This is a genomic window from Mycobacterium sp. smrl_JER01, assembly GCF_048513595.2.
GTDB lineage: Bacteria > Actinomycetota > Actinomycetes > Mycobacteriales > Mycobacteriaceae > Mycobacterium.
Genome location: NZ_JBLXXK020000001.1, coordinates 4,673,689 through 4,693,156, shown reverse-complemented (window position 1 = coordinate 4,693,156; position 19,468 = coordinate 4,673,689). Strand labels below are relative to the sequence as shown.

Sequence of the window (19,468 nt, the reverse complement as noted above, 5' to 3'; positions counted from 1 at the left end):
CTAGCCGCTCCTGCTCCATCGCGCGGTCGCGGGCAGCGCGGTCAGCACGATCGACGCCAAGGGCAGCAGCGGAATGGCGTACACCGCGGCAGGCAGCTTCGCCCCGGCCACGAACAGGCTGGCGAAGATCAGCAAGGCGATCACCGCCCCAACCACCACGAGCAGTCGCGCGGTGCGCCGGCGCAGCAGTAGGGCGATCACGCCGCTGATGGAGGCGGCGGCCGAGACCGCGGTCAGAAAGCCCATCGCGATGCAGAACAGCGGATCGGTGGCCCACCAGCCGGTGATCAGGTCGGTGGCGATGATGCCGGTGGCCCATCCGGAGACGATGCTCACCACCGCGGCGGCGATCGCCGACCGCGAGTCGACGCGCGGTGGGCGGATCGGACCGACAGCTGTCGGTTTGGCGCGCGGCACGATCTGGGTAATGGGATCTGAGACGGCGGTGGGCAGCTCTCCGGTGGGGTGACGGCGGAGGATGCCGGTTGCGGACTCAGCGGAGGACTCAGACGCAGAAAGGACGGACCGGGGGCCGGCGTATTGAGGGCTGGTGTGGCGCGGGGCACGCCGCAGGATCCGGGTTTCGGCCCCTGCATCTTCGGTCGAGTCGGCGTCTTCGGTCGAGTCGGTGTCTTGGGTGGAGTCGTCGGCCACCTGTCAAAGGTAGGCCCTCAGCCGACCTCTCAGCCGACGTAGCCGCCGGGGGACAGTCCGCGCTTGGCCAGCCATCCGACCGGGTCGACCCGGTCGGTGCCATTGAGATGGACCTCGAAGTGCAGGTGCGGGCCGGTGGAGTTACCGGTGTTGCCCATCTTGGCGATCTGATCGCCGGCCATCACCCGCTCCCCGACGTTGACCAGCAGCGAGCTGTTGTGCCCGTAGAGCGTCACCGTGCCGTCGGCGTGGCGCAACTTCACCGCGTTGCCGTAACCGCCTTCGGCCCCGGCGGCGATCACGATGCCGTCGGCGGCGGCCAGCACCGGCGTGCCGATGGCGTTGGCGATGTCGATGCCGGCGTGCAGCACGCCCCACCGATAGCCGAATCCCGATGTCCACACCCCGGTGGTGGGCATGACGAACTGGGGCTTGGTCAGCCGGGCCTCGCGCTCGGCGCGCTCCTGGGCGAACGCCGCCGCCTTGGTGATCTCTTCGGCATGGATGGCCGAGTTGACCGCGGGGGCGACCGACACGATCTGCATGCCGTCGACCGAGCCGGTGATGACGGTGCCGTCGCCGAGGGTGGTCTGGTCGGCGGCGAGGACGGTCTCGGCCGGGGCCTTGGCAGCGCCGTTGGTCATCGTGTACGCGCCGGCAGCGGTTGCTCCGACCGCCATGGCGGCGACGACGAGGCGGCCTCTGACCGGCACCTCGGTCTTACGGTGCAGGCCTTTGCGGCCGCGCATGTCGATGATGTCGGTCTTTGCTGTGCCGTCGCTGACATCGGTGTGGCTGTCGCGGTAGGCGCGGGCCGACGGCCGGCGATCGGAGCTCGGATCGGCGAGAAACTCGGTCGGCACCGCGAGGTGCAGCGGGGTGAGGTCGTCCGTGTCGTTCAGGTCGCAGAGCTCCGGAGCGTGGATGACCTGTGTGTCGCGGTCAAAAGCCGCGTGCGTCAAGAACTCCGGATTGTCCAGATCGCCGAGCTCCCCGAACTCGTTGAACGGGATGATGTCGGTGACTTCGGTGGGACCAGGTGCCGCGAGGGCCTCGGATGAGCGAGGCAGTCGATGCTGAGGCAACCTGAAATGTCCTTAATCCGTCGTGAGGCGTCGTGATCAGACCGTTATCTAGACCACAGGACGTTAACCAAAATCCAATACGAGTGGCAACCCGAGACTCTAATCCATCCAGGAATGTGACTTGAATCACGAACAGCGGTCCGGTGAGATCGACCACATGAGTGGTGGGCGATGCCAACGGTCGGCACTCGGGTCGATAAAGTTCCCCCGAGCCCGTCGGGCCCCACTTAAAGCCTCACAGACAGGGATGTTCCGGAGTCTATGGACCTCTTCGAGTATCAGGCGAAAGAGCTGTTCGCCAAGCACAACGTTCCCACCACTCCCGGCCGGGTGACCGAAACGGCCGAGGATGCCAAAGCCATCGCCGAGGAAATCGGCAAGCCGGTGATGGTCAAGGCGCAGGTCAAGGTCGGCGGCCGCGGTAAGGCGGGCGGCGTAAAGTACGCGGCCACCCCTGACGATGCGTTCACCCATGCCCAGAACATCCTGGGCCTGGACATCAAGGGCCACGTCGTCAAGAAGCTCCTGGTCGCCGAGGCCAGCGACATCGCCGAGGAGTACTACATTTCCTTCCTGCTCGACCGCGCCAACCGCACCTACCTGGCCATGTGCTCGGTCGAGGGCGGCGTCGAGATCGAAGAGGTCGCCGCCACCAAGCCCGACCGGCTGGCCAAGGTGCCCGTCGACGCGGTCAAGGGTGTCGACGAGGCGTTCGCCCGCGAGATCGCCGAGAAGGGCCACCTGCCCGCCGAGGTGCTCGACGCCGCGGCGGTCACGATCGCCAAGCTCTGGGAGGTCTTCGTCGAGGAGGACGCCACCCTGGTGGAGGTCAACCCTCTCGTCCGGACGCCGGATGATCAGATCCTGGCCCTGGACGGCAAGGTCACCCTCGACGCCAACGCCGATTTCCGGCAGCCGGGTCACGCCGAGTTCGAGGATCGCGACGCCACCGATCCGCTCGAGCTCAAGGCCAAGGAGAACGACCTCAACTACGTCAAGCTCGACGGCGCCGTGGGCATCATCGGCAACGGCGCCGGGCTGGTCATGTCCACGCTGGACGTCGTCGCCTACGCCGGTGAGAAGCACGGCGGCGTGAAGCCGGCCAACTTCCTCGACATCGGCGGCGGCGCCTCGGCCGAGGTGATGGCGGCCGGTCTGGACGTCATCCTGGGCGACAGCCAGGTCAAGAGCGTGTTCGTCAACGTGTTCGGCGGCATCACCGCCTGCGACGCGGTGGCCAACGGCATCGTCAAAGCGCTGCAGATCCTCGGCGACGAGGCCAACAAGCCGCTCGTGGTTCGTCTCGACGGCAACAATGTCGAAGAGGGCCGTCGCATCCTCGCCGAGGCCAACCATCCGCTGGTCATCCAGGCCGACACCATGGACTCCGGCGCCGACAAGGCCGCCGAGCTGGCCAACAAGTAAGGGAGCCAACGAAATATGTCCATCTTCCTGAACAAGGACAGCAAGGTCATCGTCCAGGGCATCACCGGCGGCGAGGGCACCAAGCACACCAAGCTGATGCTCAAGGCCGGCACCCAGATCGTGGGCGGGGTCAATGCGCGCAAAGCGGGCACTGAAGTAACGCACCAAGATAAGGACGGCAAGGACGTCAATCTGCCGGTGTTCGGCAGCGTCGCCGAGGCGATGAAGGAGACCGGTGCCGATGTGTCGATCGCCTTCGTGCCGCCGGCGTTCTCCAAGGACGCCATCATCGAGGCCATCGACGCCGAGATCCCCCTGCTGGTGGTCATCACCGAGGGAATCCCGGTGCAGGACACCGCCTATGCGTGGGCCTATAACGTCGACAAGGGTCAGAAGACCCGCATCATCGGCCCCAACTGCCCCGGCATCATCACCCCGGGTGAGTCGCTGGTCGGCATCACGCCCAACAACATCACCGGCAAGGGTCCGATCGGCCTGGTGTCGAAGTCGGGCACGCTGACCTACCAGATGATGTACGAGCTGCGCGATCTCGGCTTCTCCACCGCTATCGGCATCGGCGGCGACCCGGTGATCGGCACCACCCACATCGACGCCATCGAAGCGTTCGAAAAGGATCCCGAGACCAAGGTCATCGTGATGATCGGCGAGATCGGCGGCGACGCCGAGGAGCGCGCCGCCGACTACATCAAGGCCAACGTCACCAAACCGGTGGTCGGCTATGTCGCGGGCTTCACCGCCCCCGAGGGCAAGACCATGGGGCACGCCGGCGCCATCGTGTCGGGCTCGTCGGGAACCGCGGCGGCCAAGAAGGAGGCCCTGGAGGCCGCCGGAGTGAAGGTCGGCAAGACGCCGTCGGAGACCGCGAAACTGGCCCGGGAGATCTTCGAGAGCCTGTAAGACCGCGGGCGTGCGTGTCTGTACGCGACACACTGTCGCGATCCGTACAGACACGCACGCTCGCGCGGTATTTCAGCCGTCGCGGTGCTGCAGATAGCTGCGCAGCAGCGGGTCGGTGACGTCGTACCAGGACGTGCGCCGATCGCCCTCGGCCTTCGACGACGTCACCCAGCCCTCGGCGGCCAGCCGACCCAGTGCCGCCGATGCCGATTGATTCGAAACCCCTACGGTCTCGGCGAGTTCGGACACCGAACGGGGTACCGACCCCCGGGCCAGTTCGACGACCAGACGCTGTTCGCCGGCGGGTAACTGCCACAGCCGCTGCTGATACTGCGGTGCCAGACGGTCCAGCAGCGCGGCGAGGGCGGGGGTCACCGCGTCGAGGCTGGGCGTGTCGGCGCACTCGGCGAGCAGATGCCACATCCGTGGAGTCCCGCCGATGACCCTGTGCACGGCTGCGACCCGGGCCGGCCCGTCCGGGGACTGCAGGAACGTGTCGAAATCGGTATCGCCGCGTCGCTGCGCCGCACGGCGCAGCAGCTCAGCCGCGTCCTCGACCGTCAGCTCCGGCAGCGTCTCGATCATGAACGATCCGTACCACGGGTACTCCCGTGACGAGACGCCGCGAAACAGCGCCGGCGACGTCGCGAGAATCAGGACGGCCGTTGAGGTTTCGACCCACGCCCGCAGGCTGCCCTGTCCGGTCGCGCCGATGGCGTCGAACACCCGGTCCAGGTTCTCGATCGCCAGCAGGATCATCCGGCCCGCGGCCGCCGCGGCGATCACCGTCTCGATGCCCACCGGGTCCCGCGCCCGCCGCAGCGCCCGAGCCTGGTCGGCGGTCTCGGCCCCGATTGCGCGAGCCATCTCGACGAGCAGGTCGGCATAGGAGCCGATCGCCAGGGAGTCCTCGGGGATCATCACCGGAAGGACCATCTTCGCGCTCGCCGGGTCCGCGAGGGCGCGGTGCACGGCGACCAGCAGGGTGTGTGTCTTGCCTGCCCCGCGGGGCGCCACCAGCAGGGTGTGGGGCCGCGACCCGTCGCGCGCCGCGGACGTGATGCGCTGGGTCAGGGTGTCCAGCAGATCGGTGCGTCCGACGGTCAGGGCCTCCAGCGCGCCGGTGTCCGATGCCGACGGGGTGAACAGCGCCGGCCCGGTCACCGTCGCATCGCCTTCCAGGCCCGCTGCATCAGCGGCGAGGAGAACCCGTCGGCGTCGGCGCTGCGTACCAAATAGTGGTCCAGCGTGAGCCTTTCGATGAACGACACCAGCACGGCCCGGTCGCGGATCGGGCTGCCCTCGCTACGCAGACGCATCAGCACGGTGTCGACGGCCACCGGCCCTCCTGCATGGGCGTAGATGTCGAGCAGGCCGGCGATCGCGGGCGCATCGGCGCCGTAGTAGTGCGGCAGCCGGTCTCGGTAATGACGCAGATCCCAAGGGTCGTAGGGGCTCTCGATGGCATCCAGCACCAACAGGTCGATCAGTTCCGGGTACGGCGCCACCTGGGTGTCACGCCAGGACTTACCGGCGGCGGCCACCAGGTGCTGGATGTAGTAGGGCACATTCTCGGCGGCCGCCGCGATCGCCGACGCGACCTCGTGCCGGTCGGTGGTCGGGACGCCGCTGCCCAGCAGCAGGCACTCGGCGAGGTAGGTCGCATGGTCGAAGCGAATCGGCCCGACGGCGATCTTCGGGATGTCGTTGACAGTGCTGGGCGCGTCGGTCGACACGTGGTGGAAACCGATGGAGCCCGAGAGCACCGTGGCGACCCGGCCGGGGTTCTCCTGCCGGACCCTTCGCAGCAGGTGCAGGAACGTGTCCCCGGAACCGGCCGAGGCGCGCTCCAGATTGCGTGCCAACACACTGACCTCGTCGATGAACAGCGCCAGGATGCGACCGTCTGCCCGGCGGACGGCGCGGTCGAGCAGGTCGTCGAGGGTGGCCGCGGCTCGGCTGTCCCGTTCCAACCGGACGGGTCCTGCGGTCAGGGTGAGCCGGATCCTGGCGAGTTCCTGGGCCCATGCCGGGTCGAGCCGGGCCAGCTCGGAGATCAGCGCGGCGACGAACTCGGGGTAGGTCTCGCGTTCGGCACTGACCGAGACGACGACGGCGCCGCTGTCGGCCGCCATCCGCTGCACAAGCCGGGCCAGGGAGGTCTTGCCGTGTCTGCGGTCGCCGACCAGGACGGCCCCGGAGTGCGGCAGTGAGGCCAGGACCTCGTTGGATTCCCGCACCCGGCCGACCACGTCCTCGACGGGCACGACGCCGCCCACCACGAGGGACATCGGCCGCGGTTCCCAGGTCATCATCAGATTGTACGTCAGACTAGTTGTACATCGAGAGCGTTGTACGTCAGTAGCGTCGTGCGTGACCGAGTGGAAGTGCTGCAACGTGTTCTATTAGCCTCTCGAAGTATCTGAGAGGACGGACATATGGCAGTGGATCCACGGACGCCGGTCATCGTCGGCGTGGGGCAGTTCACCGAGCGCATCGACGACCCCGGATACCGCGGCATGTCGGCCGTGGATCTGGCAACGGCCGCAGTGCGGGCCGCGCTCGACGACACCGGTGGTGACGCCGCCGTGGTGGCCGCCGCGATCGACACGGTGTTCGGCCTGCGGCAGTTCGAGATCTCGGGTCCGATGCCCGCGACATTGGGCAAGTCGAACAACTATCCGCGGTCGGTGATGAAGCGGGTCGGCGGCGACCCGGCCCGGGTGGTGCTCGAGCCCGTCGGTGGTCAAAGCCCGCAGAAGCTGGTCACCGAGGCCGGCAACCTGATCGCCGCGGGCGACGCCGACGTCGTGATGATCGTGGGCTCCGAGCCCGGGTCGACAGCCAAGTACTTCGCCGGTCGAGACGACAAGCCGGACTTCACCGAGCACGTCGACGGACAGCTCGAGGACCGCGGCCACCAGATCTACAACTACATCGACGAATACACGGTGACCCACGGGCTCACCGGGGCACCGGTGCAGTACGGACTGCTGGACAACGCGAGGCGCTCCCGCCTCGGGTTCGGGGTTGCGCAGTATCGCCACCTGATGGCCGAGTTGTTCGCGCCGATGTCGAAAGTGGCCGCCAAGAACCCGTTCTCGGCTTCCCCGGTCGAGCGCTCGGTCGAAGAGGTGGAGACTGTCACCGACGAGAACCGGATGATCTGTGACCCGTACCCGCGGTTGCTGGTCGCCCGCGACACCGTCAACCAGGGTGCGGCCGCGGTTCTCACCTCCGTGGAAGCCGCACGCAGACTGGGGGTGCCCGAGGAGAAATGGGTGTATCTGCACGGGCACTCCGATCTCGCCGAGCAGGCCCTCCTGGACCGGATGGATCTCGGAGCGAGTCCTGCGGCGGTCGCGGCGGCCCACGAAGCGCTGCGGGTCGCCGGTCTCGGTGTCGACGACATCGCCACCTTCGACCTCTACAGCTGCTTCCCGTTCCCGGTGTTCGTGATCTGTGAGGCGCTCGGGTTGGCGGCTGACGACCCACGCGGTCTGACGCTGACCGGAGGGTTGCCCTATTTCGGCGGACCCGGCAACAGCTATTCACTGCACGGCATAGCCGAGACGGTCGCCCAGATGCGGGACCGGCCAGGGCAATTCGGCTTTGTCGGAGCCAACGGCGGCATCATGAGCAAGTACTCGGTCGGCATCTACTCGGCCGAGCCGGCCGAGTGGCGCAGGTCGCGCAGTGCGGAATTGACCGCGGAAGTGGCCGAGCGGCCCACGGTCGCGGTGACGAAGTCGCCCGAAGGGACGGCAACCATCGAAACCTACTCGGTGCGCCACGACTGGCCGGTGCGCACCGGGATCATCGTCGGGCGGCTGGATGCCGACGGTTCGCGATTCATGGCCACGAGCGAGGACCCCGAACTGGTGGCGCTCATGACCGAGGGAGAGCCGTTGGGCGCCGAGATCACGGTCACGCACACCGCTAACGGGAACCGGGCGGTGTTGCGCCGGCAGCACTGACCGTCGACGTTAGGTCAGGGCGCCGAGCTTTCCGGCGAGGCGTTCCACATAGGCGGCCACTTCGGCCTCGGGTTTGTCCGGCAGGCCGAAAAGCACTTCGGTGACGCCGAGCTCGCGCCAGTGTGCGAGCTTCTCGGGGTCGGGCTTGAAGTCCAGTGCCACGATCTGCGGGGCACCGTCGCGGCCCGCCGCGGCCCAGGTGTCCTGCAGCAGCTTGACCGGCTCGTCGATGGTGAAGTCGCGCGGGGTGGTGATCCAGCCGTCGGCGGAGCGGGCGATCCACGTGAAGTTCTTCTCGGTGCCGGCGGCGCCGACCAGAACGGGAATGTGGGCCTGCACCGGCTTGGGCCACGCCCAGGATGGGCCGAATTTGACGAACTCGCCGTCGAACTCGGCTTCCTCCTGGGTCCACAGCGCGCGCATGGCTTCCAGGTACTCGCGCAACATGGTGCGGCGCCGCCCCGGGGGGACGTTGTGGTCGGCCAGTTCGTCGGTGTTCCAGCCGAACCCGACGCCGACGGAGACACGACCGCCGGAGAGGTGGTCGAGGGTGGCGATGGACTTGGCCAGCGTGATCGGGTCGTGTTCCACGGGCAGCGCCACCGCGGTGGACAAGCGCACCCGCGAGGTGACGGCGGCTGCGGTCCCCAGCGAGACCCACGGATCGAGGGTGCGCATGTAGCGGTCGTCGGGCAGCGACTCGTCGCCGGTGGTGGGGTGGGCGGCCTGCCGCTTGATCGGGATGTGGGTGTGCTCGGGCACGTAAAAGGTCTCGAAACCGTGCTCATCGGCCAGTTTGGCGGCCGCCGCCGGAGTGATCCCGCGGTCCGAGGTGAACAGCACCAACCCATAGTTCATACCGAGAATTAGAACGTGTTCCAATCCGTGGCCGCAAGGGGGGCCCGGTGGAGGTGCCGGGCAGCGTCGACGTCGGCGTCCTGGTGCACGCCTCGTCCGATCGCCGGTGGCCGGACGTCAGCAGAACCGGGCGGGTGCGGGGGCGATCCGGCAGTTCGGTTCATCGCGATCCATACCGATGACCCCACCGTGTGGCGGCGGTTGCATGGCTGACCATGACGACCGAACGCATCGCCGACCATGTCAAGTTCGCCTACTGGGTGCCCAACGTCAGCGGGGGCCTGGTGACCAGCGACATCGAGCAGCGCACCGACTGGAACTACGAGTACAACCGGAAACTCGCCCGAACAGCGGAGAACAACGGCTTCGACTACGCGCTCAGCCAGGTCCGGTACGAGGCCAGCTACGGTGCCGAGTACCAGCATGAGTCGACCAGCTTCAGCCTCGCGCTGTTGCTGGCCACCGAGCGGCTCAAGGTCATCGCGGCCGTGCATCCCGGCTTGTGGCAGCCGGCCGTCCTGGCCAAGCTGGGGGCCACCGCCGATCAGCTCTCCGGCGGCCGGTTCGCCGTCAACGTGGTCAGCGGCTGGTTCAAAGACGAGTTCACCCACCTGGGCGAGCCGTGGCTCGAGCATGACGAGCGCTACCGGCGCAGCGCAGAGTTCCTGCAGGTGCTGCGCAAAATCTGGACCGAGGACGACGTGGACTTCCGCGGCGACTTCTACCGTATCCACGACTTCACTCTCAAGCCCAAGCCGGCCAACACGCCCGAGCGCCCGAACCCGGAGATCTTCCAGGGTGGCAACTCGACGGCGGCCCGCCGCAACGGCGGCTACTACTCCGACTGGTACTTCTCCAACGGCAAGGACTTCGACGGGGTCACCGAGCAGGTCGTCGAGGTCCGCGACCACGCGCGCGCCGCCGGTCGCGAGGTCAGGTTCGGACTCAACGGCTTCATCATCGCCAGGGACACCGAGAAAGAGGCGAAGGACACGCTCCGCGAGATCATCGCCAAGGCCAACGCGCCTGCGGTCGAGGGCTTCCGCGGCGCGGTCCGGCAGGCCGGCAACTCGACCAGCGACGGGAAGGGCATGTGGGCAGACTCCACGTTCGAGGATCTGGTCCAGTACAACGACGGTTTCCGTACCCAGTTGATCGGCACGCCCGAGCAGATCGCCGAACGTATCGCGGCGTACCGCGAGCGAGGCGTCGACCTGATCCTCGGCGGCTTCTTGCACTTCCAGGAGGAGATCGAATATTTCGGGGCGCGGGTGCTCCCCTTGGTCCGCGAGATCGAGGACTCCGGGCGGGTGTCGGCGGATTCGCCTGTGTCCGTGCCTGCGTAGCAGGAACCCGCTTCGGGGTTCGGGGTTCGGGGTTCGGGGCTCCCGCGGGAGTGACAGGCTCATCCCGGAGTGCGCTAGCGTGGTTCATCGAATCGCTCAGGCGGATAAATCGACGTCGACTGTCGTCATCAAGGGCGGCACCGTCGGTTCCGATGCCCGCACAGCACAGGAGAGGTCATGTCGTACCCACAAGGCGGGCCCGGGGGATACCCACCCGGCCAGCAGCCGACCACCCAGTTCACCGCGCCGACGCAGCAGTTCAGCCGAGTCCCCGACGCCGAACCCGCCGCCGAGGGGCCGAGCAGGCTGCCGGTCTACCTCAGCGCCGTCGTGGCCGGCCTCGGCTTGCTGGTCTACCTGTCGAGCTTCGGTCCGCAGTTCAGTGTCGCGGCGTCGGACTTCTCCGGCCTCGGTGAACTCACCGGGAGCTCGTTCGGCGTCCTGTTCGCGGTGATCGCCGCCCTGGTGGCCGGACTGCTCGCCGCGGTCGGGCTGCTGCCCCGGCAGCGTAATTTCATCGCCGTCACCGCCGTCGCGGCCGTGCTGGCCTTCCTGCTCGTCCTCGCCGAGGTCATCAACAAGCCCGCCGAGGCGTCGATCGACTGGGGGCTCTACCTGGTCATCGCGTTCATCCTGCTGCAGGCGGCCGTAGCCGTCGTCGTCCTGTTGTTCGATTCGGGTGTCATCACCCCACCGGTGCCGCGCCCGAAGTACGAACAACACCAGTCCTACGGGCAGTACCCGGGCTACTACGGCCAGCCGCCCAGCCAGGGCCCGCAGCACGGCGGACCGCAGCACCAGCAGGCGCCGCCGCAGCACCAGCGCCCCGGCTACCCGTCGCAGTACGGCGGTAGCGGTGCTTACCCGAGCACCGGACCGAGCACCGGCGGGTTTCCCGCCAGCTCTCCGTCAGGGGAGTCGGGGCCCCCGACCCCGCCCACCGGTTTTCCGACCTACGGCCAGCCCCCCGCGAGTAACACGCCGACCACCCAGGCGCCCGCGCCACACCAGTCGCCGTCATCCTCGCAGTCGGGTCAGTCGTCGTCGTAGTCTGAGCCGCGCGTGCGCGAACGTCCCGCGCCCGAGCGTCAACGAGGAGCGGCCCGACCTGTGAGCACCCCGCCGGTAGGTACACGCCAGGCGCGTGAACTGCTGCGGGTCGCCTTCGGGCCGTCACTGGTCGCTCTGGTGATCATCGCTGCTGTGGTGCTGCTGCAGCTGGTGATCGCCAACAGCGACATGACCGGCGCTCTCGGCGCCATTGCCAGCATGTGGCTGGGTGTGCACCTGGTTCCGGTGTCGATCGGTGGCAGTGCGCTCGGGGTGATGCCGTTGTTGCCGACCCTGGTGATGATCTACGGGACTGCCCGTACCACCGCGGCGGCGACCGGTGCATCCTGGTTCGTCACCCGCTGGGTGGTCGCGTCGGCTCTCGGCGGGCCGGTGCTGATCGCCGCGATCTGTCTGGCGGTCATCCACGACGCCGCATCGGTTCTCACCGAATTGCAGACCCCCGACGCCTTACACGCTTTCGGCTCGGTGTTCACCGTGCACATGATCGGGGCGGTGCTGGGTGTGGGGTCCCGGGTGGGCAGAAAGGTACTGATCGCCTCGCCGCTGCCCAACTGGCTGCCGGACGCGTTCCGGGCCGCCGCGGCCGGTGTGCTGGCGCTGATGGGTCTGTCCGGTGCGATCGTCGCGGGTTCGCTGGTCGTGCACTGGTCGACGATGCACGACCTGTACTCGATCACCGAGTCGATGTTCGGACAGTTCAGCCTCACCGTGCTTTCGGTGCTCTACCTGCCCAACGTGATGGTCGGCGCGGCCGCAGTCGCCGTCGGATCGAGTGCCCACGTCGGGTTGGCCACCTTCAGCGCGTTCACGGTGTTCGGCGGCGACATCCCGGCGCTGCCGGTGCTGGCTGCAGTGCCGACGCCGCCGCTGGGCCCGGTGTGGGTGGCTCTGCTGATCGTCGCGGCGGTGTCGGCGGTCGCGCTGGGCCAGCAGTGCGCCCGGCGTCCCCTGCCGGTGGGTGCCGCGCTGGCGAAGCTGGCCACCGCCGCCGCCGCTGCCGCCGCGGTGATGGCATTGCTGGCGTACGCCGGAGGGGGACCGCTGGGCAACTTCGGCAGGGTCGGGGTCGACCAGTCCACGTTCGCGCCGGCGGTGTTCCTGTGGCTGTTCGGCATCGGCGCGCTCACCGTCGTCATGTCCGGCGGCATCACGGCCCGGGTCCGCAGGCCCAAACCCACACCCGAGACCACCGACGACGAACCGGAGGCGCCGGCCGAGGACGCCGACGCGGTCACCGAGGAGTTCGTCCTCGACGAGCCGCAACCCGACCCGGCCGACGAACCCGACCCGGCCGACCCGGACCGGCCCGACTCGGCCGACCCGGACCCGGTCATCGGTCCGGAGGCCCCCGACGATCATCTCGACCCGGAGGACCACTTCGTCGTCGACGATGATGCGCCGACCGGCGCGGCCCGCGACGATGCGCGCGGTCACCGCGAATCCGGCGACCACTAGGCTCTCAGCGTGCAACCCCAGGCCCGCGGATGCGAGCAACGCGCTGTTCTCCACATCCCGCCGAGCGCTCCGGCGCGGCTGGTGGTGCTGGCTTCGGGCGCCGGTTCGCTGCTGGGGTCGCTGCTGAGATCGGCTGCCGGCGACTATCCGGCGCGGGTTGTCGCGGTCGGGACCGACCGCGACTGCGCGGCTCTGGACATCGCCGCCCAGGCGTCCGTACCGACCTTCACCGTCCCGCTGTCCGAATACCCGGACCGCCGCGCGTGGGACGCTGCGCTCACCGCCGCGACGGTGGCGCAACGGCCCGACCTGGTGGTGTCGGCCGGGTTCATGAGAATACTTGGAGCCGAGTTTCTTTCGGCCTTCCCCGGCCGGGTGCTCAACACCCACCCGGCGTTGTTGCCTGCGTTCCCCGGCGCGCACGCGGTTCGCGACGCACTGGCCTACGGCGTGCGGGTGACCGGGTGCACGGTGCATCTGGTCGACGCCGGGACCGACACCGGCCCCATCGTCGCCCAGCGGGCCGTGCCGGTGCTCGACGACGACGACGAGTCGACCCTGCACGAGCGGATCAAAGGAGTCGAACGGCAGATGCTGGCCGAGGTGGTGGCGGCGGTGGCGAACCGCGGCGTGACATGGACCGGACGAAAGGCAACCATAGGATGACTGACAACGAAGAACTGTTCCGGCGGCCGATCCGGCGCGCCCTGATCAGTGTCTACGACAAGACCGGCCTGGTCCCGTTGGCGCAGGGGCTCAATGCTGCCGGGGTCGACATCGTGTCCACCGGGTCGACGGCGAAAACCATTGCCGACGCCGGCATCCCGGTGACCCCGGTCGAGGACGTCACCGGCTTCCCCGAGGTGCTCGACGGTCGGGTCAAGACACTGCACCCCCACGTACACGCCGGTCTGCTCGCCGATCAGCGCCGTCCCGAACATGTTTCGGCGCTCACCCGGCTCGGCGTCGCGGCCTTCGAGCTGGTGGTGGTGAACCTGTACCCGTTCACCCAGACCGTCAACTCCGGTGCCGGGATCGACGAATGCGTGGAGCAGATCGACATCGGCGGACCGTCCATGGTGCGCGCCGCCGCCAAGAACCATCCCAGCGTCGCGGTGGTCGTCGACCCGCTCGGCTACGACGGGGTGCTGGCCGCGGTACGAGCCGGCGGCTTCACCTACCCCGAACGGAAGAAGCTGGCGGCGTTGGCTTTCCGGCACACCGCCGAGTACGACGTGGCGGTCGCGTCCTGGATGGAGTCGGTCCTGGCCCCCGAGAACGACGCCGCGCCCACCGAGGCCCAGTTGCCGCCCTGGCTCGGTGCGACCTTCCGGCGCGCGGATGTGCTGCGCTACGGCGAGAACCCGCATCAGCGCGCGGCGCTGTACCGCGACGACGGTGGCTGGCCGGGACTGGCACACGCAGACCAGCTGCACGGCAAAGAGATGTCCTACAACAACTACACCGACGCAGACGCGGCCTGGCGGGCCGCCTTCGACCACGAGGACATCTGCGTGGCGATCATCAAGCACGCCAACCCGTGCGGTATCGCGATCTCGGGGGTGTCGGTGGCCGACGCTCACCGCAAGGCCCATGAGTGTGACCCGCTGTCGGCGTTCGGTGGGGTGATCGCCGCCAACACCGAGGTCACCGTGGAGATGGCCGAGACCGTCTCGGGCATCTTCACCGAGGTGATCATCGCCCCGGCCTACGAGCCCGGCGCCGTCGAGGTGTTGTCGGGCAAGAAGAACATCCGCGTGCTGGTCGCCGCCGAACCTCAGCCGGGCGGCACCGAGTTCCGCCAGATCAGCGGCGGGCTGTTGCTGCAGCAGCGCGACGCCATCGACGCAGCCGGCGATGATCCGGGCATCTGGACGCTGGCCGCCGGTGCCCCCGCCGACGCCGACACCCTGGCCGATCTGGCGTTCGCGTGGCGGACCTGCCGGGCGGTCAAGTCGAACGCGATCGTGCTGGCCAAGGGTGGCGCCACGGTAGGGGTGGGGATGGGGCAGGTCAACCGGGTCGACGCGGCGCGCCTGGCCGTGGAACGAGCCGGGGAGCGCTCCCGCGGGTCGGTCGGCGCCTCCGACGCGTTCTTCCCGTTCCCCGACGGACTCGAGACGTTGACCCGGTCCGGTGTCAAGGCCGTGGTCCATCCTGGCGGCTCGGTGCGCGACGACGAGGTGACCGCGGCCGCCGAGGCCGCCGGGATCACGCTCTATCTGACCGGCGCGCGGCATTTCGCACACTAGGGGAGCAGCCGGTTGAAGAAATCACGCAGCGCGCGGCGGCTGGCCGCGATCACCATCGCGGCGGCGGCCGCCATCTCGTTGTCGGTGCCGTCGTGCACAAGGTTGGTCGACGCGCGGGCGGTGGCCGTCGATCCCGGCACGCCGTGGGGGTCGTACGCATCCGCACAGGCCTGCACGCCCGTGCAGGCCCCGCTCGCCGACGTCCCCCCGCCGCGCGGCCCCGCCTCCGATACCGAACCCGTGCTGCGCATCCCGCAGCCGGACGGCTGGAAGCGCATCACCGCGCTGGATTCCAGCATGATCCGGTTCGTCATGCGCAACGACGGCCTGGCGGCGGCCGGGATCGCCCCGACCGCGGTGGTCACGCTGGAAGCCCATCGCGGTGAGATTGCGCCGCAGGAGTTCTTCGCAGACCAACGGCGGCAGGTCAGCCAATTGGGGGTCAGCGACCTGACTCTGGACGACACCACGCTGTGCGGCCTGCCCGCGGTGCGCGGTCACTATCTGTCACCGCTGCTGCCAGGCATGCAGCCGCGCCGGGCCGATCTGCTCAGCGCCGTGATGTTCAGCGAGGGGATGACCTACGGTGTCGCGGTCACGGTGCAGAGTGCCGACGAACAGGATGCCGACTACCGGCGCGACGCCGAGCAGATCCTGGGTGGATTCCAGATGCTGCCGCCGGGCAGTCGCTGACGCCCGCTCCCGCAAGATCTTCGATCCCGATCAGGGGAGACCGGCGAGCAGTTGCTTGCGGACGGTCTGCAGATGCGAGCGCATCGCCTCCCGGCTTCTGGCGGCGTCACGGTCGAAGATCGCCTCTGCGATCTCGCGGTGCTCGCGCTGGCACACCGCGTAGTTCTCCGAGGTGTACGGGCGGCTGTCCAATGCACTGCCGGCCAGGCGACGCCTGCTCGACTCGACCATGTCGGCGAGAGCGGCAACAACAGAATTGTGTGTGGCCATGGCCAGCGCTCGGTGAAACGCGATGTCCCATTTCGCGAATTCCTCAGAGGTACGGGCGTGCTCACCACGTTGCAAGCACCGTCGGATCTCGGCGAAGTCCTCGTCGGTGGCTGCGACCGCCACCAGTGTCATCAGGTTGGGTTCCCACGCGGCGCGGGCGTCGCTGAGATCTAGCGGACTGATCGTCACCGGAGTCGCCACCGCGGAAGAGGCCGCGCCGTCGCGGGTCAGAAACGTGCCACGACCCACCTCTCGGGTGATCCGCCCCTGGCTCTCCAGGACGTCGAGCTGGCGACGCACGTCGTGACGACTACACCCGAGCAGATCGGCCAGCGCACGCTCGGTAGGGACTCGGCCGCCGGGCTTCAGTCCTCCGGCAAGGATCTGATCGTCCAGATACTGAGCGATCGAGCGTGTCTCCGCGTCGGTTCCGGTCATTGCCCTGTCACCACCGAGCGCACAAAGCGCAGGTGCTCGGTCATCGCTGCGGCGGCCCGGCGCCGGTCCCGCTGGATCAGTGCGTCGACGATTTCCTGATGCTCGCGTTCGATGGTGGCGCGGTTTTCTGGGGTGTACCCGTCACGCTTGAGTCGGCCCCACACCGGGCTGTTCCGGGTGGAGTTCAGCACGTCCACCATGGCCACGATCTGCGGATTGTGTGTGGCCACCGCGAAGGCGTGGTGCAAGGTGATGTCCCACTGCTCGAAAGATTCGTAATCGGTTGCCGCTTCACCTCGGGCAAGGCAACGACGTAACTCGGCGAAGTCCTGCTCGGTGGCAGCTAGCGCGGCCAACGCGACGACCTCGGGTTCGAACAGCAATGACGTCGTCATGATCGCCGCGGGCGCGAACGAGCCTCCGGGGGCCGAACTCTCCGAGGAATCGGCTGAGCCGCGATCAGGTGTCAGAAACGTGCCGCGCCCGACCTCGCGGACGACGCGGCCCTCCCTTTCGAGTTGGGCCATCACACGGCGTACCTGAGCACGGCTGCAACCGAGTCGATCGGCGATGTGCCGCTCGGCCGGTAACCGGCCGGCCTGCGATACATCTGTGGCCACGACCCACTCGCTGATGAGGCGTCGGATGTCGAGGTCGACGACGGGTGTGGGTCCGTCGCTCATCAGCCCCCCTTTCCGAAAGTCAGTGCGTTCACTCTAACCAATGCGGTTGAATTGGGCGAAGCCAATGACCCACACAATATAACTCGACCAATGTAGCCGATTGGTTCGAGTAACACGTGCGTAAAATATTCGCGAACTCGGCTCAGCTGAAATTGATTTAAGGAGGTGTCTCGTGGCCCCCGTGCTAGATCGACTGGCCCTGTGCGCGCTTGTCGGCGCGGTGCCTCCGGTGATGGTCGACGACGCGGTGCGGGCAGCCGGGGTGAAGGCCGAGCGGGTGCGCGCGCTGCCGCCGTGGGTCACCACCTATCACGTGCTTGGTTCAGCGATGTGCCCCCGCGCCGGATACGACGACGTCACCGACCTGCTGTGGACGGCGTTGTCGGCGGCCGCCGGGCGCGGCCTGTCGCGGCAACGGCCAACCAGGGGGGCGATCACCAGGGCCCGGTCGCGGTTGGGTGCTGCGCCCCTGAAATCGTTGCTGTCCCGGCTGGTACGGGCGGCATCGGGGCCAGCCATCCCGGAGTCGGTGTGTTTGTACCGATTTCGGGCACCGGGGACACCAGGGCTGTGGTGGATCACGAATGCGGACACTGGAATGCTGCGTGGCTGCGATGTGCGCGGTGACGGCATGGACACCGCGGTTGCGTTGCTACGCGACGCACAGGCGTCTCGCGCGGCGGTCGATCTGCCCACTGAGGTCGGCGTGGCGCTACAGCAGAGGATCGGGTCCGGCGTTCAGATCATCACTGCGCGCGCATCCGACGTCGACGACGCTCCGTGGCGCGATCTGCGGGCCCGCACCAGCGCCGGATGGCAACAGGAGGCGCTGGCACGGGCATGCGTCAACGTGGCGTTGGACAGAGCGTCGGCGCACGTTTGTGATCTCGCCTCCAGGCGTTACTAAATCAACAAACCCCTGTGGTGGCAACCGTCCAGTTTGCGTGATTGTGTTCCCGACACAACCCAACTCTTCTACCCTTATTGGGCGAGGAATGGTTGCAAATTGGTTGCCGATCCACTTGGGAGTGACATGAAGAAATCGACGAAGGCCTGGTCCGGCGTAGCGGCTGCGGCTGCTTTGCTCGCGGTGCCTGCATGCTCTGGTGGTGGCGGGACCGCTACCGGCGATCCCCTGGTGGTCGGAATGCTGATGGCCTTCAGCGGCCCCACCGCGGTGGAGGGGGCCGAGGCCGTCAACGGGTGTCTGCCGGCGGCCGCGGAGATCAACGAGGCCGGCGGTGTACTCGGGCGCGCCGTCGAATGCGAGGCGTTCGATACCAAAGGAACCGCCAGCGATTCGGTGCCCGCGGCTCGTCAGATGTTGAGCACCACCGCGAACCTGTTCACCGTGCTCGGCCCCAGCACCGCCGAGGCCGCCGCGGCGGCCCCGGTCCTGGAGGAGGCCGGTCAGGTGATGTTCTCCCCGGCCGGTGACGGTCGTTTCGACCGCACCGAACTCGACTACTACTACCGCCTGATCACCTCGGATTCGGTTGGCGCGCAGGCCATGGCGCTGCACTCGCAGCGGCAGAACTTCGACGAGGTCGCATTGGTGTTCGTCAGCGGTGCGTCGGCGCAGGCGAACATCCCCCCTCTGGAGGAGGCCTTGGGCGGTCTGGGAGTCGCTGTCACCGAAGCCATGACGATCCAGCCCGAGCAACCGTCCTACCGCACGGAAGTAGCCCGAATCCTGCAGAACACGCCCGCTGCCATTCTTCTTGAAGCCGATGCGGTCACCGCGGGCACTTTCCTCACCGAGCTCAACCAGGCCGGCGGCGGGGACATCCCGATCGTAACCAACACCCTCGCCACAACCGGTGACTGGCAGCGAGCCGCCTTGGGTGCCTACGGCGGTGACGAGGCTCTGGCCGAGTCGTTGCAAGTGGTCGTCCGGTACGCACAGGAAGGCGGCGCCGGGACTGAGACGTTCATCGAGACCCTGCAGTCGCTGGAGGGCGAGGGCGGCATCGACATCCCGTCCTTCAGGGACAGTGCATACTCTCGCGCGGCTTACGACGGTGTGATCGTCTCGGGTCTGGCCGCCACCAAGACCGACTCGGTGGAATCCGAGGATTACAACGCGGCCATCCCGGAGATCCTGGCCGCCGGTGAGGGCAAGACTGTTGTCGCCAATTACGCCGAGGGCGTGGAGGCACTCGGCAAGGGTGAAGACATCCAGTACGTGGGAGCCAACGGAGAGTACCGGCTCAACGAGTTCCACAACGTCATCGGTGCATTCGCGTTCTACGATTGGGATCCGGCGACCAAGCAGCTACGGTTGGTCAGCCAGCTTCCGGCCGAAGAGCTCGAGGCGCTGGCGAGCGGACAGCGCTGATC

At 67.9% G+C, this 19,468-nt stretch carries 18 protein-coding genes; 11 read left to right on the top strand and 7 right to left on the bottom strand.

Translation table 11 applies throughout. The annotated features are described in order from the left end of the window. On the bottom strand, nucleotides 1-654 hold the full coding sequence (locus ACNUDN_RS21950) for a hypothetical protein (protein ID WP_419123862.1): 654 nt from the start codon (nucleotides 652-654) through the stop codon (nucleotides 1-3). Nucleotides 655-683: 29 nt separating this feature from the next. After that, nucleotides 684-1,739 carry a M23 family metallopeptidase gene (locus ACNUDN_RS21945; RefSeq protein ID WP_419123861.1) on the bottom strand — a complete coding sequence of 352 codons (1,056 nt, stop codon included), beginning with the start codon at nucleotides 1,737-1,739 and terminating at the stop codon, nucleotides 684-686. A 261-nt stretch (nucleotides 1,740-2,000) separates the two neighbouring features. Between ACNUDN_RS21945 and sucC the strand changes: the two genes are divergently transcribed. Then, complete coding sequence (gene sucC / locus ACNUDN_RS21940; RefSeq protein WP_419123860.1) at nucleotides 2,001-3,164, top strand: ADP-forming succinate--CoA ligase subunit beta; 1,164 nt, start codon at nucleotides 2,001-2,003, stop codon at nucleotides 3,162-3,164. Between the two features lie 15 nt (nucleotides 3,165-3,179). Continuing rightward, nucleotides 3,180-4,082: a succinate--CoA ligase subunit alpha gene (gene sucD / locus ACNUDN_RS21935; protein ID WP_419123859.1), complete on the top strand. Its 903-nt coding sequence runs from the start codon at nucleotides 3,180-3,182 to the stop codon at nucleotides 4,080-4,082. 72 nt (nucleotides 4,083-4,154) lie between these two features. On the opposite strand, the gene ACNUDN_RS21930 is transcribed toward sucD, so the two are convergent. Beyond that, nucleotides 4,155-5,246, bottom strand: a complete 1,092-nt coding sequence (locus tag ACNUDN_RS21930; protein ID WP_419123858.1) for a MarR family transcriptional regulator — start codon at nucleotides 5,244-5,246, stop codon at nucleotides 4,155-4,157. Further along, nucleotides 5,243-6,373 (bottom strand): ATP-binding protein, encoded by a 1,131-nt coding sequence (locus ACNUDN_RS21925; protein WP_419125259.1) that lies wholly within the window; start codon nucleotides 6,371-6,373, stop codon nucleotides 5,243-5,245. Before ACNUDN_RS21925 ends, ACNUDN_RS21930 begins: the two co-directional genes overlap by 4 nt. A gap of 147 nt (nucleotides 6,374-6,520) precedes the next feature. Between ACNUDN_RS21925 and ACNUDN_RS21920 the strand changes: the two genes are divergently transcribed. After that, complete coding sequence (locus tag ACNUDN_RS21920; RefSeq protein ID WP_419123857.1) at nucleotides 6,521-8,059, top strand: acetyl-CoA acetyltransferase; 1,539 nt, start codon at nucleotides 6,521-6,523, stop codon at nucleotides 8,057-8,059. A 9-nt stretch (nucleotides 8,060-8,068) separates the two neighbouring features. Here ACNUDN_RS21920 and ACNUDN_RS21915 read toward each other — a convergent pair whose 3' ends face one another. Next, nucleotides 8,069-8,917, bottom strand: a complete 849-nt coding sequence (locus tag ACNUDN_RS21915; RefSeq protein ID WP_419123856.1) for an LLM class F420-dependent oxidoreductase — start codon at nucleotides 8,915-8,917, stop codon at nucleotides 8,069-8,071. 215 nt (nucleotides 8,918-9,132) lie between these two features. Between ACNUDN_RS21915 and sfnG the strand changes: the two genes are divergently transcribed. The 6 genes from sfnG (at nucleotide 9,133) to ACNUDN_RS21885 (ending at nucleotide 15,737) form a co-directional block, all read left to right on the top strand. Beyond that, a complete protein-coding gene (sfnG, locus tag ACNUDN_RS21910) occupies nucleotides 9,133-10,263 on the top strand; it encodes a dimethylsulfone monooxygenase SfnG (RefSeq protein ID WP_419123855.1) in 1,131 nt (376 codons plus the stop codon). 177 nt (nucleotides 10,264-10,440) lie between these two features. After that, nucleotides 10,441-11,313: a DUF5336 domain-containing protein gene (locus ACNUDN_RS21905; protein ID WP_431960607.1), complete on the top strand. Its 873-nt coding sequence runs from the start codon at nucleotides 10,441-10,443 to the stop codon at nucleotides 11,311-11,313. Between the two features lie 60 nt (nucleotides 11,314-11,373). Continuing rightward, entirely contained in the window at nucleotides 11,374-12,792 is a 1,419-nt protein-coding gene (locus ACNUDN_RS21900; RefSeq protein WP_419123853.1) for a cell division protein PerM, read from the top strand. Nucleotides 12,793-12,801: 9 nt separating this feature from the next. Continuing rightward, nucleotides 12,802-13,458, top strand: coding sequence for a phosphoribosylglycinamide formyltransferase (gene purN, locus ACNUDN_RS21895; protein WP_419123852.1), 657 nt, complete (start codon nucleotides 12,802-12,804; stop codon nucleotides 13,456-13,458). After that, nucleotides 13,455-15,044: a bifunctional phosphoribosylaminoimidazolecarboxamide formyltransferase/IMP cyclohydrolase gene (gene purH, locus ACNUDN_RS21890; RefSeq protein WP_419123851.1), complete on the top strand. Its 1,590-nt coding sequence runs from the start codon at nucleotides 13,455-13,457 to the stop codon at nucleotides 15,042-15,044. Before purN ends, purH begins: the two co-directional genes overlap by 4 nt. Nucleotides 15,045-15,056: 12 nt before the next feature. Next, the gene (locus ACNUDN_RS21885; protein WP_419123850.1) at nucleotides 15,057-15,737 is read left to right on the top strand and encodes a hypothetical protein; all 681 of its coding nucleotides are present in this window, start codon (nucleotides 15,057-15,059) and stop codon (nucleotides 15,735-15,737) included. A gap of 30 nt (nucleotides 15,738-15,767) precedes the next feature. On the opposite strand, the gene ACNUDN_RS21880 is transcribed toward ACNUDN_RS21885, so the two are convergent. Beyond that, nucleotides 15,768-16,445, bottom strand: a complete 678-nt coding sequence (locus ACNUDN_RS21880) for a FadR/GntR family transcriptional regulator (protein ID WP_419123849.1) — start codon at nucleotides 16,443-16,445, stop codon at nucleotides 15,768-15,770. Next, nucleotides 16,442-17,128 carry a FadR/GntR family transcriptional regulator gene (locus tag ACNUDN_RS21875; protein WP_419123848.1) on the bottom strand — a complete coding sequence of 229 codons (687 nt, stop codon included), beginning with the start codon at nucleotides 17,126-17,128 and terminating at the stop codon, nucleotides 16,442-16,444. Before ACNUDN_RS21875 ends, ACNUDN_RS21880 begins: the two co-directional genes overlap by 4 nt. 172 nt (nucleotides 17,129-17,300) lie before the next feature. On the opposite strand from ACNUDN_RS21875, the gene ACNUDN_RS21870 reads away from it, so the two are divergent. Together ACNUDN_RS21870 and ACNUDN_RS21865 are read left to right on the top strand one after the other, a co-directional pair. Next, nucleotides 17,301-18,035: a transposase domain-containing protein gene (locus ACNUDN_RS21870; RefSeq protein ID WP_419123847.1), complete on the top strand. Its 735-nt coding sequence runs from the start codon at nucleotides 17,301-17,303 to the stop codon at nucleotides 18,033-18,035. 126 nt (nucleotides 18,036-18,161) lie between these two features. Continuing rightward, nucleotides 18,162-19,466 carry an ABC transporter substrate-binding protein gene (locus ACNUDN_RS21865; protein ID WP_419123846.1) on the top strand — a complete coding sequence of 435 codons (1,305 nt, stop codon included), beginning with the start codon at nucleotides 18,162-18,164 and terminating at the stop codon, nucleotides 19,464-19,466. Nucleotides 19,467-19,468: the final 2 nt, after the last annotated feature.